We start from the raw sequence: 15,689 nt of genomic DNA on the forward strand, positions 1-15,689 counted from the left end.
CAATTCCCGAATTAAAGGCTCGTAATAATTACGAGCCTTATCTGTCTGCACGGTAGTTAATATGAAAAAAGTCTTAATACTATTGGCTTTCATGAGTATGAATGCCAACGCCGCTTTTAAAGTGCTCAACATTACCACGAGCCTAGACGTAGGCAATCTTTATACAAACTCAATTACTTCTGTTGAATTGATTCCAGCATTTCTGGAGTTGGCGTCAAATCAAGATAAAACAAAGTTTGATGACGTTAATACCACATTAAGAATTGAAACAGATATTCCATTTGAGTCTTCGGATATTCCTTATGTTTCAACGTTAACAAAAAATATGTCGACTTGTATTGACTACTCTGGAGTGAGCAATGTTCAGGATGATTTCGTTCAATTAACGATTGATGGGCAAAGCATATCGGAGGGGGATTCCGTCTCTTTTTCAAATTTCAATTTAAATGATGGCGATAATAAGTACAGTGAGCATGACATTGTATTAAAATTTAAGTCATTTAAAGATATCACCACAACAGGCCAACCGGAGGAATGTAATGGTGAGATAGAGTTCAATATTGAGGTAGATATATAATGTTCAGGTTCAAACTCACAACAATGGCAATTTTAATGCTATTGCCTTTGTATTCTTATTCAAGTTATAGCCAAAACATTCCAGAAGGTTTTGAAGAACTGTTTGAATTGAAAAAATCAACGGTCCGTATGCGTAATTTAGATGGTTCCCTTACTTCACCAGTCCCATTTTTAACGTCGTTTAACACGTTAAAATTAGACTCGAATAATAAAAAAGCGATCGCACAGGTATCTGACTATTTAAATGATAATGCAGTGTCGGCTGAGTACCAGCAGAAAATCATAGAACAATTAATGGTTGGCATACAAGATCAGTCTGAGTGTTTAGGTAAGCTCGATAAATGTGAGTTGTACCCAGAAACGTTTGAAATCGTTCATAATTATAATGATCAAGAAGTCTATGTTTTTGTATCTCCACAGATATTGTCATACTCGAATCTCGATGAAGAACTGGTATACCACTCGTCTCTGAGCCAACACAATGGGTTAATCAATTCATTTGATCTGTACGTGAGTGAATATCAAGATCAAGACTCGGTCGTTTCTTTAAATAATGAAACGACACTTGGACTGCCTTACGGGCACCTCAAAACGGATTTCAATGCAAACAACAGTGATAACGGTTCTGAATTGTATGAAGCGGCGTATCACTTAGATATCGATTCTTACTCAATGAAAGCGGGCCATTTTGAATTTGAGCCAGAGGTTAACTCTACCGACTTCTTGAATAACACTGCTCGTGTTGCTCAAAACTCGATTACGGTAGGTACCTCTAAAAAGTTACTCGTAGGCGGACATAATAACGATAAAGTTTTGAGCTTTTATGCACCAACAAGTGGTGGAGTACAAGTATCCCGCGATGGTCGATTAATTTTTCAAGATAACGTACCTGAAGGGCAAAACTCAATCCCCTACAACAAGTTGCCATCAGGTCGCTATGAAGTCGTGCTTGAAGTGACAAGTGGTGGACAAGTTATCAACACCCAGACTTATCAAGTATATAACACCAAAAGTGACTCTCTGGCTCAAGGGGAAGTGGATTTCGTTGTTACTGCCGGTATGTTTTCAGGAAGCCATTACGACTACACGGAACTTGGCATTCAAAATATTGAAGACGATGTTTATGGCAAGGCATTAGCTAACTACCAACTCTCCCGTTCGCTACAAATAGGCTTGGGCGGATTGGTAACGGACAGTGGCACCATGTACACCGTTGGTGGTGCATATAATCTGATTGATTGGGATTTGAGTACCGAAGCCGTTTACAGCCAATTCGAAGATGCATCTCACTTGAACGCTAATATTGGTATCCCTTATTTAAGTCTCTCTTACGAATCTTTAGATAATGAGCTTGGAGATCCAGTTGCGTCTTATATGTACGGATATGCTGATTATTCACGTCTATCGTTGAATTCTTCGTACAGCTTCCTTGGTGGACAATCTGTGTATGCGGTTTACTCGCTTAATAACGACAAGCAGCTAGACAATTTAGGTAACTCGGATGAACAGGAGCAGCAGTTTATTTCCGTTGGTTACAGCACAGCTACAGTTTTAGATTCGCGAGTTAATATTAACGTCGATTACTCTGAGGCCACGGACGACACATCAATTAATTTGTTATGGAGCGTTCCGTTGTCAGACACAGTAGAAACCATCGTGGGACTGACGAGTGATAGTGATGACATTAATCAATTTAAAACAACAGTAAGACGAAATCAGTTAATTGACTCAGACTCTTTTAATACGTCGCTTGAGGTGAGCAACACCTACAATCGACAACAAGATGATATGTATCAAGATGCATTATTGGCGACAAGCGGCACAACTAAATACGCTCGAATGAATGCCTCCGCCCATACGTCAACCAATGGCGCGAATGGTATCAATGCGGGCTTGTCTAGCACTCAAATAGTGACGACGGATGGCGTTTATATTACCGATAAAGCGGCAACGTCTTATACGCTTGTCGATATTCATCAGTCGCAGAACACAGAGCAGACGCTTGATGAAAAAGGTTACTTCTCTCTTAAAAAAGAAGGGCGAAACAACAGTAAGTTCATCGTATATAACGATGAAACCATTGTACCTTTGGAAGATTATAGTCAATATCGCGCGAATTTTGATTCAGAGAGCGTTGACCTTTATAACTCTGGAGATAGCAACGTAACCGTGTTCACACACCCAGGAACGGTGGCTTCTATAGAGCCAAGAGTCAGTCGAATCGTTTCGTTCGTCAGTGCTTTTAATGACATCTCAGAACAATCGATTACAGAAGTGGAATGTCATGGAGAAGGTTGTATCGAAGTCAATGAAATGGCCGATGGTGTCTATCGAGTAACCGTATTGGAAGGCATGAACTTTGAATTGTCAGCGAAAGAAAGTCAATGCTTACTGCCTTATGAGTTTACTTCAACAAATCAGATGAACTTTGGTCAAAACTATTGTTTGCCAATAGCTCAAGACAAGCGGATAGATTTGATTGATGCAGATGAACGACTGCAAGCGATGTATTTAGGTGCATACGAAAGCTCGATTGAACTGAATAAAGCACTTAAAAAGCTCGAGTCACACGGTTATCGAGTTATTCAGAAAGAAGTCGGTTCGTTTAAGGCAATCTATATAGCTCATGAATCTATAAACATGGCGGAAACAATAGCGCTTCATAAAAGAGATATCGATCAGTTAAAATTGCTGGCAAAGCGACTTTATCGCACCAACGCCATTACATACCCTGTTGCACAAGTTAATTAAGGAGAGCGAGATGAAATCCAATAAAGTATTACTAAATTTAGTATCACTCACCGTTATATTGTTATCTATAAGTGTACAAGCTTTTACAGTAGATAAAATGGTGATTGTTTCTGATGATAAAGGGAACGGTATCGTTACGTTAACCAACGACGAGTCTCAACCAATATTTGTCCAAGCGAAGGTTGATGAAATAAATATTGTTGACGGAGAGCAGGTAGAAAAAAAGCAGTATACAAGAGACAACTTAAACGATTGGAAGGTGTCATTAACGCACCAGAAGTTGGTTTTGAAACCCGGAGAAGAGAAAGACGTTGGCATACGTAGTTTATGCCACAACGCTGCATGCGATAATTCGCAAGATTTGATGTTTATGTTGTCTTTTTCTCCAAGTAAATACAGGCCTGATGAAGTAGTGAGTGGTGTGGAAATTAATTACGGATTCGCACCCGTTTATATTATTCCTACAACACAGCCTAATTATGCTTACGAATTGACCAATAACGGTGGCAGCTTGAGAGTTGAAAATAAAAGTAATACTATGCTCAACTTTTTTGTTGATGCATGTAGCGCTGTAAATACAGTCCAATGCAAACAAAAGTTTACTGTTGTATCGGGAAGAAACAAGACGTTCCCTCTAATTGAAAGTATGCAAAATAACGAGTTGACGATCACCGTGACATCTCACGACAAAAGCTATTCAAAGAAAGAAACGGTGATGAGAGGAAAAATCTAATGTCTGGACGTATCCTATATATTGCAGCATTTATTGCATTAATGACGACAAATATGGCTCAAGCTGCGTTTGAAATTCGCGCGGAAGTGAAGGCTGGTGGTGTTCGCTGGGACAATGTGACACGTTACAACGGTAAAATGCTGCCAAGTAGGTGGGAAACTCCTCCTATGCTGCAGGCTTCAGAGGCGTGGGCGGCCGCGACGTTTTCGGGTACACCTCCAACTGAGATGACTTTAATTGGCGGGGATGGGAATACCCCAAAATCAATAGCGATCGATATATCTGGCGTTCAATACAATACCACTGGAATTGAATTTGCTCAGTCAGCGAATACCGTGAGTGGTGGCTGCTCATTTGATGAGGTGTCACTACCGATTGTGACTGTTGAAGGTACGAGTTGTGTTTCGTCTGTTCGATTAATTAACAAACAAAAATCGAGCCCATTTATATTCCTGAGACCTATTTTCGATATTAGCGAAAGTGAAATAGTGTCGGCATTTAGTGGGCTACCAGAGGGGCTATATTCCGCCTCTGTGCCAGTAAATATTCGTTACTACTACGAAAATGACGGCATTATGACTTATCGCAACATCAATGAAGTGATGTTGTTTTCATTTGATTATCAGCCTGTTCAACTCGATAGCGTGTTTGTAACTGGAGATGGTGTCATGACGCCAGCCTACGACACAATTGGGAAAAGAATAACATCGACAACATCATTCGATATTACAGCGAACGGTTATTTTAATGATGGAATTGTTTTAACCATGCCCCAACAGTCATACGAATTGGTTAATTCAAATAGCCCTAGTGTGGTTATTCCTTATAGCATAAATTGCGATCAGTGTGACCTTAGTAACTTAGTCAATGAAGGGGAATTAAGGAATCAAACCCCCGCTATTTCAGAAGGTGCTGGAGTGCAAACAAGTATCAACTTCACGTTGGACTTTGATTACGATATTGAGGGCAGCTCAGCTGTTTCCGGTGATTATTTTGATGAAGTTACGATCATGTTGGAGCCTGGTATTTAATATGAAAAAAATAAACCTAATGACATCGATTGTCGCTGTGTTCTTATCCATTAGTACGTCAGCAGAGGATCTGCCTGTTCAGATGAGTGGCGGCATGACGCTTTCTGCATTTGATGACAACATGGGACAGACTGAAGCGGTTGGTTACAAGGCGTCGGTTGGATATAACATTAATGAAAACGTACTATTTGAACTTGGCTATGCTGATTTTTCTGCTTTTTCTGACCCTGGAATAGATAGCCTCCGAGCGGTGATGATTGAAACAGATTTACTGTTACCTGTTAGTGATTTTGCTTCCTTATATGCAGGAGTCGGAGGGGCGCTTTCTAGTGATGATACCAATTTAACGGCATCACTTGGTCTTAAGTATCATTTGGGTCAAAATTGGTATGCCGACCTTGGTTACCAAGGCGTCTTTGATTTAGTTCGTCAACAAGATGATCTATACGCATTTAATGCGCTATTGGTTTATCGTTTTTCAAGCAATGAAGCGGCAGAGGGCCTTTCCGATATCAATCCAAGGCCTAATGTTGAGCAGCCAATTGAAGAGCCAACTAAAGTAACAACGCCGGAAACCCAATTGGCGTCTATTGTCCCAACTAAGAAAGCGCCATCATGTCGACAGAGTTTAATTGAATACCGAGTAGCTTCTGGCGACCATTTACTAAAAATAGCAAAAACATTTGATATTACATTGGATGAATTAGTCGAAGTAAATCAATACCTTTATAACCGTAATTTGAATGTTATTTACCCTGGTGAGAAAATAGTTTATCCCAAAATTGTCTGTTTAGAGTAAATTGGCTGTTTATATTAAAATTCCTTTCTTGAAACAGAAATACTGCCATTTTGGGCAGTGTTTTTTTTCGTAGCTATAAAACTTTGACTATCTCTAAATATCACCTGTTAAAAATCGATTTTAGGAATGCTATTTAGTTTACTATAAGATTTTCTATAATTTACCTTTCAATTCATCAAGTTAGAAAATAGAAAATAGAAAATAGAAAATAGAATTATGAAATTAAATTACTTATTTATTTGTACAGCATTAATATCATCAGCAACCGCATACGCTCAGCCAAATCAAAGCGATGTATTTGTCGGGCTACAATCCGGCTATAACTTTGCAGATGAAGTTAAAGATGTTGATGATATGGAAGACAACTGGCTTCTCGGTATCTATGGTGGCTATCAATGGAACAATAACTGGAGCATCGACCTTGGCTATCAACATTGGAGTACCTTGGAAGCTAATAACAAGGCAACTGACATCGACACCAGTATTATCCAGTCTGGTATTCGTTATGACTGGATGTTTGCAGAAAAATGGTCACTATTTGGTAAAATTGGCGCTGCATATTGGGATTTAAAGAATAAAGACAACAGTTCAGGTATTGAGCAAACTGAGACTGGTCTTTCGCCATTAGGTGAAGTTGGCTTAGCGTATGATATTTCAAAACATTGGCAGGTGAATACTAGCTACCAATACGTTCATGAGGTAGGTAATAACTCACCTTCGATTGGGTTGTTTAATAACCACAGCGCACTGTTAGGGTTAAAATATCGATTTGGATTAGGTAAGGAAACATCGAATGAAGTTATTGAGAGTCAGCGCCCTAGTCAACTAATCGAACCTACCGTTGTTGAAAGCAAACTAAAAGAAGAGTCAGAAGAGTTCGAAAATACAAATAAAGTACCTTTAGTGCTACCTACTAGCGTTGGCATCGATTCGTTTGCGGTGTCGAGTTATGAGTTATCAAAAGTACAGGCCTCTAAGGTAGATAAAATCATTCAATTGATGAAACAGAGGCAAGAGTTGCAAGTGATTATCGTTGGCCATTCTGACAATGAAGGTTCGGAAACTTTGAATAAGCAACTAGCAGGAAAGCGTGCAAGTAGTGTTGCTCAATATCTTGAAAACGCAGAGATTAGCCGTGATCGAATGAATGTCTTTTCTGATGGCGAGACCAACCCAATCGCAGATAATAATACTAATGCTGGACGTGCCAAAAACCGTCGCGTTAATATCGGATTTTCTTATAACTAGATGATTGTGTTGACATAAATACAAAGGGCACAATTGTGCCCTTTTTACTGTTTTCTGCATCTTAAATTTTATAATCTTTTCATTTTTGACACCTTGCATCCCGCATCCCGCATCTTAGAAATTGAGAAATGCCCAATACCTTCAAACCTGAACGCGCGATACTGCTCACCAATCGAGCTACTCACTTTTTATGGTTTGGGCTCGTAAATATGCCAATTAATACCTCAGTTATATACATGAAGGTCAAATGTAAGAGAGCGGAGTAATGATCGGATCAAATATTTTAAACATGTATGTACTCATTCTAGTCGCGCTTGGTGTTATATACGCACTCAGTAAAATAGACGAGTAATATCATCAAGTATATCATTTTTAGTAGAGAGTAACATGAGAATTAAATCTAATCTATTCACAGCTTTTACAATTAGTGCGGCAATGACTTCTACCGCAGCCAATGCTTTTAATGTCGATAAAATGATAGTCGTCGCGGATCAAAAGGGCAATGGTGTCGTGACACTTATTAATGACGAGCCTCACCCGATTTTTGTTGATGGAAAAGTAGAAGAAATTCAAGTGGTTGATGGCGACAAGATCGTTCGCCATCGGTATACAAGAAATAACCTGGATGATTGGAAAATATCTCTTACGCATCCAAGGTTAGTTTTAAAACCTGGCGAAGAGAAAGACGTGGGTATTCGTAGCTTATGCCACAACACGTCTTGCGATAACAGCAAAGATTTGATGTTTATGCTGCCATTTACTCCTAGTCGTTATAAAGAAGAGGGAGAGAAAATTCACGGTGTCGAGATAAACTATGGTTTTTCACCTGTTTATATTATCCTAACGACAATGCCAAATTTTGATTATAATATTTACAATCAAGGTGAGGATTTACGCATCGATAATAAGAGTAATACGTTAATTTATGTCGATGTTAATTCATGTAATATCGATAATAAAGTGCAATGTAAGCAAAAATTCACTGTTATGTCAGGCAGAGATAAAACGTTTTCTCTATTGAGTGGTGTTCAAAGAGAGCAGCTTAATGTGACTGTCACGTCTTATGATAAGAGTTACTCTAATGGAATGAAGTTAATTCACTAAGAGTGGCTAATTATATTATTAAATATCTATTTTAACTGATTGTTTTTAATTTTTTTGGGGTGGTCTTTGATAAATTAAAAATTACAGGTATGGCACTTTGATTTACAAAAAATCACATATGCCCAATGCGCTTTTGTTGGCAAAGGGTAATGTGAAATTTAAAAATGTATGAAGAAATTAGTGAGAAAAACTATGAACGACTTAAATAAAAACTTGAGGAGCGGTATAGGTCCGAGCTTGGCTTTTGCAGTAACACTTGGTCTTGTTGGGTGTGGCGGTGGCGGCGATGGCGGCGAAAGTAGTACCGGGCAGTCTTCTGAAACTCAATTAGCAACAGTTTCAGCTCAAAATGCCACTTACTCAACTGGTTATTCAGAATTATTTGAAGTTGACCTATCATCAAAGATCTTTTCATCTACTGGCGGCGGTTTTGCGCTGAGTGAAGTCGAGGTCTTGTCTAACGACAATAGCTGCCAAGTAGAAAGTATGACAGAAACTGGGTTTGTAATTCAGGCCTCTGATACCAAGGTGTGTGATTATCGGTATCATGTGACCCCTAGAACATTGTCGCCAATGGGACGTGTGGCTGAAGCGCCAATGGCAATGAGTGATAATAGTAGTGGAGAGGATTCGAGCTCTGCGATCGCACGCATTGCGGTAAGTAGCGATCCTAGCTCAACCGAATTGGTTCCAGTGAGCGCGACAACACTGATTAATGAAGATGTGAGCGTTTCACTGAAAAGCGAACTGGATAAAGTTGGCTTTACTTTAGGTGACGAGTTTGTATTAAGGGAACTTACACTGCCGTATGCTCGTTCTAGTTCAGTTAAAATAAATGATACAGATGATCAGGTCTTGGAATATACACCGCCGCAAGGTTTTACCGGCATTGACCGTGTGCTCTATACCTTCGAAGATTCAGGGAACGGCTTAGTATTAATGGGTGTTTTGGATATCGCAGTAGGCTATGAGGCGAACCAAGGCTTTACGATTAATGATACTATTGAATATCCCGATGCTGTTAACGTCTCTACGGAAATAGAAATCGACATCAGTGAATTTGTAACATCTGATGATGGTGATGATTATCAATTAGTTTACGTTAATACATTCAACGCCGAAGCAGCCTCTAAAGATCCGCTGAACACCGGGAACAAAAAGATCGTCTTTCAAGCACCAAAGCCGGGCTATCACTACATAAGTTTTGCCGTCAGTGATCATAATGGCGTTTATGATATGGGTTTGATTCGTGTAGAGGTTGTAGACCCAAACCAGTCAGGTAAATGGGGAGACATTCCTTATTTAGCGGATGTGTTTACTGCGCCCCTTACTACGGTTGACGCAGCAAATAAAGGCCTAGTTTACGATGCCAAACTCAGTGATACAGCGTACTCGCCGGCAATCGACATGGCAGGGGTGCGTTACCCAACAGCGGTAGAGTATTGTCAGCAAAGCGGTGCCTCGCTGCCAACGGTAGAGGAACTTTCGCAGATGGCAAGGAACATCAATGTGCAAACGCAGCACAATTGGCCAGCGGAATACGCGTACCTTGCTTATGACGATGTGGCTGAAGAGGCTAAGCGGGTAGACTTGTCTGACAGTGGTAGCGTTGAGGCGGGAGCCCTTAGTCCGACTGGCTATTACTATGCTACATGTATCAAGCAAGGCCTGATTCAGGTACAACCTGACTCAAGTACAGAGGTGGTGGCGAATGGTACCGATGTTGGTACGGTCTCTGTGGCGCTGAAACTTGGCGATGAAGTTAGGCCAGATACGCAAATCAGTGCATCGGTCTCTGGTTCTAATGCAACACTAGACCCTGCGACGCAAGAAACTGATAGCCAAGGTGTTGCTGAGTTTACATTAACCAGCACGAAAGCTGAGACGGTGACCGTAACTTTTGATGTCGGCGGTGTGACTCAAACTCATGAAGTAAACTTCATCGGTGATGAAAAGACTGCAGGTGTGACATCGGAAGCGACGATCAACAACGCTTCCTACACCTCAGTTGAAGGTAACGAGGTAACGGCAACCCTGAAAGATGCCTATGAAAACCCGGTAGAAGGTTATTCGGTTGAGTCAAAGGTAAGTACTGGCGAGCACCCCGATACGTCGGATATTGTCACCCCCCTTCTGGTGGATGAGACAACGGAAACCGATGCACAGGGCGAGCAAAAAGTTCGCGTAAAATGGGATCCGCAGTATCAAACGCCGAAAATCAAAATGACATTTGATGTTACCTCGTCTTATACCACGACGGTGGGCGAGCAGACGGAATCAACAAGCCAAGTGACGTTTAATGCCTACCTTTGTGGGGGGCAAGTCGGCGATGATGACAGAACAAACGGCGCAGGCGACTGCATTAAAATGGCGGAAAGCGACGGAATGCTGTATACCGGAAGTCCAAGCGTCAGCTTTTTAAAAGGGTTAGAGTTCGATGAATATAGCGAAACGTGGAATGAAACAGGTACAACTGGCCCTACAGGCGAGTTTGGTCGTTTCACAAATTCCGAGGCCGGCCAACTTTGCGAACACTATAACACCATTGCGCTCAATGGTAAGAATGATTGGCGCTTACCAACGCAAGGTGAGTTGAGTAGTCTTTATGCAAACAATGGCAACATGTTCAATGCGAAGGGTTGGGCGGCCTACAGCTACTACTGGTCGTCGACGGCTGTTGTTGGCTACTACAACTACTTCTCCATCGTGACCCTCAGCACTGGCTTCGTCACCAGCACCAGCTCATCCAATCGGAATTACGCCTCGTGCGTCTCAGGTTCTTAGGGTTTAACGTTCAACGTTTAGAGTTTGCGGCCCGCAGGGCCGTTTTTTCTTTTCAAAAATTAACGGTTTATTTTTAAACTCAGTAAGGATAGAGATGGATATTGAAACAAAACTCAAGCTGAGTCAGCAACAAGGTAAAATCATCGGTATTCATGAAGGCATATTTGTTCGCTTTTATGACCAAGCACTTTACGCATGGCAGCAGTGGGTGGAAACTCGCCCCTCTTTACCTGCTTTAAAAGTCTCGGCTAAAGTGGTGAAAAAACTCGGTTCACAATGTGTTCTATCGGGCGGGTTACCCGCAAGTAGCCTTGCGAAAGTCGGCGTGTATCCTAACGAAAAAGGCGTCATCAGCATTGATTTTTATGCCGATATGTCGCATTGGGAAGAGTGGTATCTATCGCACAAAAACGACTTACCCGCACATGAACGGTCTGACTTAAATCCCAGACTAAAAACAGATAACAGTTTCTCTAAAGTTTGGATGCCACAATGGTTAGTGCACCAGTTAGACGAATGCACACCGGACACATCTAACCCTGAGGGTAGGTTGCTACTTGATGTTATTCGCTGGACTGAAAGATAAACGTAGTAATGATATTTTTTGATAAGGCGACACGCTAAAAAACAGGGAACATAGCAGCTTTGCTGCGCCTAGAGAGCACCTTTGTTACGGCATTGGTGAGCGGGCCCTGGTATGTTATCGGCACTTATGGCCTTAAAAGGTAATAAAGGGGAGCAAGTCGAAAGGCAACACTCCGTATAAACAATAAGTGCAAACGTGAAGGGTTGGGCGACCAACAACAACTACTGGTCGTCGACGGCTAATGGTTCCAACTACTACAACGTGAACCTCAACAATGGCAACGTCAACAGCAACAACCCATCCAATCAGAATTACGCCTCGTGCGTATCAGGCTGACATATACCCAGCGGTGTCGCCTTATCAAAAGTGGCAAGAACGAAGTTTAACACTGGTATAGTGTGCATTCGCAGGAATAAAGAGTGTTTTTAATTCACCGAAGTGATGATGGTAAAGCGACTTACGTAATCTGCAGTGGTTAGCATGGCTTAATAACCCGTAATAACTATTAATCGTGCTTAGCATTGCGCGATATAAAGGAAGCCCTAATGGGGGCGTGTTGCTTGCTCTGTACCATCGTTGCCATTGACCTCGCTCGGGTGGAAGCACGTTTAAACACGTATTATTTGGCCCAAGTAAAGAACGAAAGTAACGCAATCGTTGCTTGAGTGATTGTACTGTAGATTGGCGTATAAATTTGTGGTGTCCATAAATGCGATAACCCAAGTAGTCAAAACCATGTGTAACTTTATCAAGGCGAACCTTAGTTGGGTGCAGTTTAAGCTTTAAGTGTTCTTTAAGGTAATACTTAATTTCTTGCTGCCAGTCTCGTAAGGTGTCAGGAGAGTCGGCAAGTAAAAATAGGTCATCCATATAACGCACGTAACCTTTTACTTTTAACTCGTGCTTAATAAAATGATCTAGGTCGTTGAGGTAATAATTGCCCATTAATTGGCTTGTAACGCTCCCTATCGGCAGGCCTGTTCCTTTTGGGCTGTGAATAAGCCGTTTATGTTTCGGGATGGCGTGCAAAAGAGACTGGTCCCCGGTTCGGGTAAGAGCTTCACGTGCGGTATCATGAGTAATGATTTGCTTGGTCACTTCAATAAGGCAATGTTGTTTAAGTGGGTGAATGGTGGCATTGGCAATAAGCCGTTCTATTTTATTGAGTAAAAGGGATTTATCTATCTGGTTAAAATAGCTGTATATATCTAACGACATAGCCCATTGGTGCTTTGGTTGCCGCATTAATTTTTGGCTTTTTTCTATAGCCGCGTAGGTTCCTTTACCTTTGCGGTTTGCGTAAGTGTCGTCAATAAAACGCTTTTCCATTAGTGGAGTTAAATGACTACACACCCACATTTGAACAATACGGTCTTTGAATGAAGGAGCGTAAATCTCTCTGAATTTGGGTTCGGTAATGGCGAAGTGTTGGTAGGGTTCAGGGCTATAGGTACCGCTAAGTATGGCATGACAGAGCTCGTGGCAGTGTGTTGGTAACTGCAATGTCTGTGTGGCCTTTTGTTGGCTACGACCTGCAAGTTGCGCACTACGGAATAACTCAGAGACAAGTTTGTGACGAATTGAGGAGGGATAATGATGGGGCAACCTTTTAAACATAATCGAATATACTATGACTTACAGAAATTGTATAAGTTATATTGGAACCAACATAAGCATTTTCCCAGAGCATTTCGGTTTACAACTGGTGAGCAATTGCTTAAGGAAATAACGTCCGCGATTCGTAACGTAGTGCTAGCGAATTTACAAAGCAAGTCAACAACGGTTGGAAAAGAGCGGGCTGCAAAGTTGCTGATGGAGGTTAATGCTTCGTTAGAAACTATCTCGGCACTGCTGTTATTAGCTTGGGAAATGAAGTTTTTGTCTCACGGCGGACTGGCTGTGTTGACTGAATGTATCGGGAATATTCAAAGACAAGTTGTGGGTTGGCGACGTTGGTTTTTAGGGGGATAGCGCGCAAACTCACGGCAAAACACATATATCGTCAATTTATATGTAGACTATAGCCCACTCTATGGATAGTACTGATTTCAATCCATCCACCTAGCCTAAGAAGCTTCTTTCTTAAAGACATGATCACCATATTCAGTGCATTATTACAAACGTATGAATTGGGCCAACCGGCTTTAAGTAGGTGATGTTTTGTTAAATGTTCCCCTTGATGAGCGAGCAACTCTTCGAGGACTAAAAATTCACTGAGTGTGAGTTGAATGGTTTTTATTGTGGGACAACCCTCAATAGAGAGCCTGAGCGCCCCATGTTGCAAAGTGATTTTCATAAATAAACAACCAGTTTAATCATCGTACCTTTATTATTTCTATGCTGCGTTTGCAGACAAGGTCGGATTGAATATCAAACTGGTTGGTATGCCTACCTAGTGGCTTATCATTTTAAATTAAAGGTCGAATAAGACCATCTTGTTCTCTTTTTTGGTCGTCGTGGTTGTTTTACTCTGTTTGAGCTCTAGCTTGCAGCGTTCACTTAATGAGTTGAACGCGACTTGGTTGCTAATAGGGTTTGAGGCGCAGTCAGAAGTCGGAACTTTCCCTGTCCAGCGCACAGTGACATTTGCGGCAGCCGATTGAAAAGAGACAATAGTTGATAATACTGCTGTTGAAGCAAAGAGTAACGAACGCATACCTAGGCACCTTGTTTAGATGTTTTGTTAATATGCCTAGTTTGGTGCCGGTAGGGTAGATTGTAAAATAAATAGTTATAAATTGAGTCGTATTGGGAATTGAATTGTGATTTTAAACCGAGGAAGTAATAGGAAACCAAAATAAAGGAAGGCAATGCGAATTAAAACGGAGCGAACTATTAAGTGAATGGATAGGCTAAGTTAACAAGATTCAGTTTGAGGGAAATCACTTAAGGAAAGGCGGTTTAGCTTAATAACCCCTAGCTTAATAGCCATGGCATCAAACTAACCGCGTTTGGAATTTACATTAACGATAGCTTTGTATTAACAATAACTTTGAACTTGGGCGCGCAATGCGTTTTTTAGGTTTGTCGGTAGCTGTGAACGGTGTATACCTTGGATAGCACCCTCTAATGACCAAACCAACTCGATGGTTGGCTTATAGCGGGTATGGTGTTGGATAGCCTTTACAGCACCAATCGTACCTAGGCTTCTGAGTTTCTCAATGGAGTTTATGCCCGCTTTCTCAAGAAGTTGTTCTGTTGAAAATCGCATGTTGGGTAAGTCTTTGAGCCTTTTGGGAACCGAAAGGTAACTGCTACGTGATCTCTCTATTTGGTCTAGTGTGACTTCCGCTTCACATAGAGTCAAAGAATATTTGCTCCAAGGGTTTACTGGTAACTTGTAGTAGTCCGCATTTTGGCTTACCCCCAGAGTACCTGCATTCACCTTGGGGTAGCCTTTGTAAATAAAGTAGCTTTCTTGTGCCGATGTTCCCCTGAGGTACAGTTCCCCACTTTTATGTAGAACGAGCAAAACGTTATCTACATAGAAGGCAGTAAGGCCAAATATTTGTTTTATAGACACCCGCCCTAGTTGTTCCAAGCGTCTAAAAGTCTGTCTGAAAAGATGAGCCATTATTTTCACTCGATAATTGTAAATAGTGTGATCTATTTTTCAAATATCCCCCCTTGGTGAATATGGCATAAGCTAACTTAAAAAATAGACAATGCCATTCGGCATTTTGGTTATTTTTATTCTCCATCTGCCATATCGGTTTTGTGACAGGCGTTCAAAATTTAGGGTGTCATGAAGGTGAGAGAATTAGGTATGTATAGCATCGACACAAATGTATTTCTTATGGCGACGGGTTGTAACTTTCAATCGGATATTGGAGTTAGATTTCGTCAGATTGCCATTAGGAGTTTGCACAAGGTTAGTGATGATATTTTTCAAGGACGTGAGTCCAATCGAGATCTCGCCCATAAAGTTAAAGGCATTGCGTTATCTTGCGGGGCTATGGAGATTGCAAGAATCTGCCTGAAGTTGGAGCATTACGACGTGGTAATTAATGAAAGTGCCGGAAAGAAAATTTTGATGGATATGTCTAACGCCATGATTCACCTTTGTGAAGCTTAAGT

16 protein-coding genes are annotated in these 15,689 nt (G+C 41.2%); 12 read left to right on the top strand and 4 right to left on the bottom strand.

Annotation, left to right across the window (positions count from 1 at the left end; translation table 11 throughout):
• Nucleotides 1-61: 61 nt before the first annotated feature.
• The 10 genes from QWZ07_RS00455 (at nt 62) to QWZ07_RS26540 (ending at nt 11,948) form a co-directional block, all read left to right on the top strand.
• Nucleotides 62-577 (top strand): hypothetical protein, encoded by a 516-nt coding sequence (locus QWZ07_RS00455; protein WP_192854292.1) that lies wholly within the window; start codon nt 62-64, stop codon nt 575-577.
• A complete protein-coding gene (locus QWZ07_RS00460; protein WP_192854291.1) occupies nt 577-3,327 on the top strand; it encodes a TcfC E-set like domain-containing protein in 2,751 nt (916 codons plus the stop codon). Before QWZ07_RS00455 ends, QWZ07_RS00460 begins: the two co-directional genes overlap by 1 nt.
• Before the next feature lie 10 nt (nt 3,328-3,337).
• Nucleotides 3,338-4,060, top strand: coding sequence for a fimbrial biogenesis chaperone (locus tag QWZ07_RS00465; protein WP_192854290.1), 723 nt, complete (start codon nt 3,338-3,340; stop codon nt 4,058-4,060).
• Nucleotides 4,060-5,091 carry a hypothetical protein gene (locus QWZ07_RS00470; protein WP_192854289.1) on the top strand — a complete coding sequence of 344 codons (1,032 nt, stop codon included), beginning with the start codon at nt 4,060-4,062 and terminating at the stop codon, nt 5,089-5,091. Before QWZ07_RS00465 ends, QWZ07_RS00470 begins: the two co-directional genes overlap by 1 nt.
• Nucleotide 5,092: 1 nt before the next feature.
• The gene (locus QWZ07_RS00475) at nt 5,093-5,890 is read left to right on the top strand and encodes a LysM peptidoglycan-binding domain-containing protein (protein WP_192854288.1); all 798 of its coding nucleotides are present in this window, start codon (nt 5,093-5,095) and stop codon (nt 5,888-5,890) included.
• A 216-nt stretch (nt 5,891-6,106) separates the two neighbouring features.
• Entirely contained in the window at nt 6,107-7,138 is a 1,032-nt protein-coding gene (locus QWZ07_RS00480; RefSeq protein ID WP_192854287.1) for an OmpA family protein, read from the top strand.
• 387 nt (nt 7,139-7,525) lie between these two features.
• The gene (locus QWZ07_RS00485) at nt 7,526-8,242 is read left to right on the top strand and encodes a hypothetical protein (protein WP_225998577.1); all 717 of its coding nucleotides are present in this window, start codon (nt 7,526-7,528) and stop codon (nt 8,240-8,242) included.
• A gap of 192 nt (nt 8,243-8,434) precedes the next feature.
• Entirely contained in the window at nt 8,435-11,026 is a 2,592-nt protein-coding gene (locus QWZ07_RS00490; RefSeq protein ID WP_192854286.1) for an adhesion domain-containing protein, read from the top strand.
• A gap of 94 nt (nt 11,027-11,120) precedes the next feature.
• Nucleotides 11,121-11,612, top strand: a complete 492-nt coding sequence (locus tag QWZ07_RS00495) for a hypothetical protein (RefSeq protein WP_192854297.1) — start codon at nt 11,121-11,123, stop codon at nt 11,610-11,612.
• 195 nt (nt 11,613-11,807) lie between these two features.
• A complete protein-coding gene (locus QWZ07_RS26540) occupies nt 11,808-11,948 on the top strand; it encodes a hypothetical protein (RefSeq protein WP_494403568.1) in 141 nt (46 codons plus the stop codon).
• Nucleotides 11,949-11,972: 24 nt separating this feature from the next.
• Here QWZ07_RS26540 and QWZ07_RS00500 read toward each other — a convergent pair whose 3' ends face one another.
• Complete coding sequence (locus tag QWZ07_RS00500) at nt 11,973-13,115, bottom strand: RNA-directed DNA polymerase (RefSeq protein WP_225998576.1); 1,143 nt, start codon at nt 13,113-13,115, stop codon at nt 11,973-11,975.
• 90 nt (nt 13,116-13,205) lie between these two features.
• Between QWZ07_RS00500 and QWZ07_RS00505 the strand changes: the two genes are divergently transcribed.
• On the top strand, nt 13,206-13,583 hold the full coding sequence (locus QWZ07_RS00505) for a four helix bundle protein (RefSeq protein ID WP_225998575.1): 378 nt from the start codon (nt 13,206-13,208) through the stop codon (nt 13,581-13,583).
• Nucleotides 13,584-13,614: 31 nt separating this feature from the next.
• On the opposite strand, the gene QWZ07_RS00510 is transcribed toward QWZ07_RS00505, so the two are convergent.
• The 3 genes from QWZ07_RS00510 to QWZ07_RS00520 form a co-directional block, all read right to left on the bottom strand.
• Nucleotides 13,615-13,908, bottom strand: a complete 294-nt coding sequence (locus QWZ07_RS00510) for a winged helix-turn-helix domain-containing protein (RefSeq protein ID WP_192854285.1) — start codon at nt 13,906-13,908, stop codon at nt 13,615-13,617.
• 117 nt (nt 13,909-14,025) lie between these two features.
• Nucleotides 14,026-14,268, bottom strand: coding sequence for a hypothetical protein (locus QWZ07_RS00515; RefSeq protein ID WP_192854284.1), 243 nt, complete (start codon nt 14,266-14,268; stop codon nt 14,026-14,028).
• A gap of 324 nt (nt 14,269-14,592) precedes the next feature.
• Nucleotides 14,593-15,186, bottom strand: coding sequence for a TfoX/Sxy family DNA transformation protein (locus tag QWZ07_RS00520; RefSeq protein ID WP_225998574.1), 594 nt, complete (start codon nt 15,184-15,186; stop codon nt 14,593-14,595).
• 192 nt (nt 15,187-15,378) lie between these two features.
• On the opposite strand from QWZ07_RS00520, the gene QWZ07_RS00525 reads away from it, so the two are divergent.
• On the top strand, nt 15,379-15,687 hold the full coding sequence (locus tag QWZ07_RS00525) for an Hpt domain-containing protein (RefSeq protein ID WP_192854282.1): 309 nt from the start codon (nt 15,379-15,381) through the stop codon (nt 15,685-15,687).
• Nucleotides 15,688-15,689 lie beyond the last annotated feature (2 nt).

This window comes from Vibrio lentus (assembly GCF_030409755.1).
Classification (GTDB): domain Bacteria; phylum Pseudomonadota; class Gammaproteobacteria; order Enterobacterales; family Vibrionaceae; genus Vibrio; species Vibrio lentus.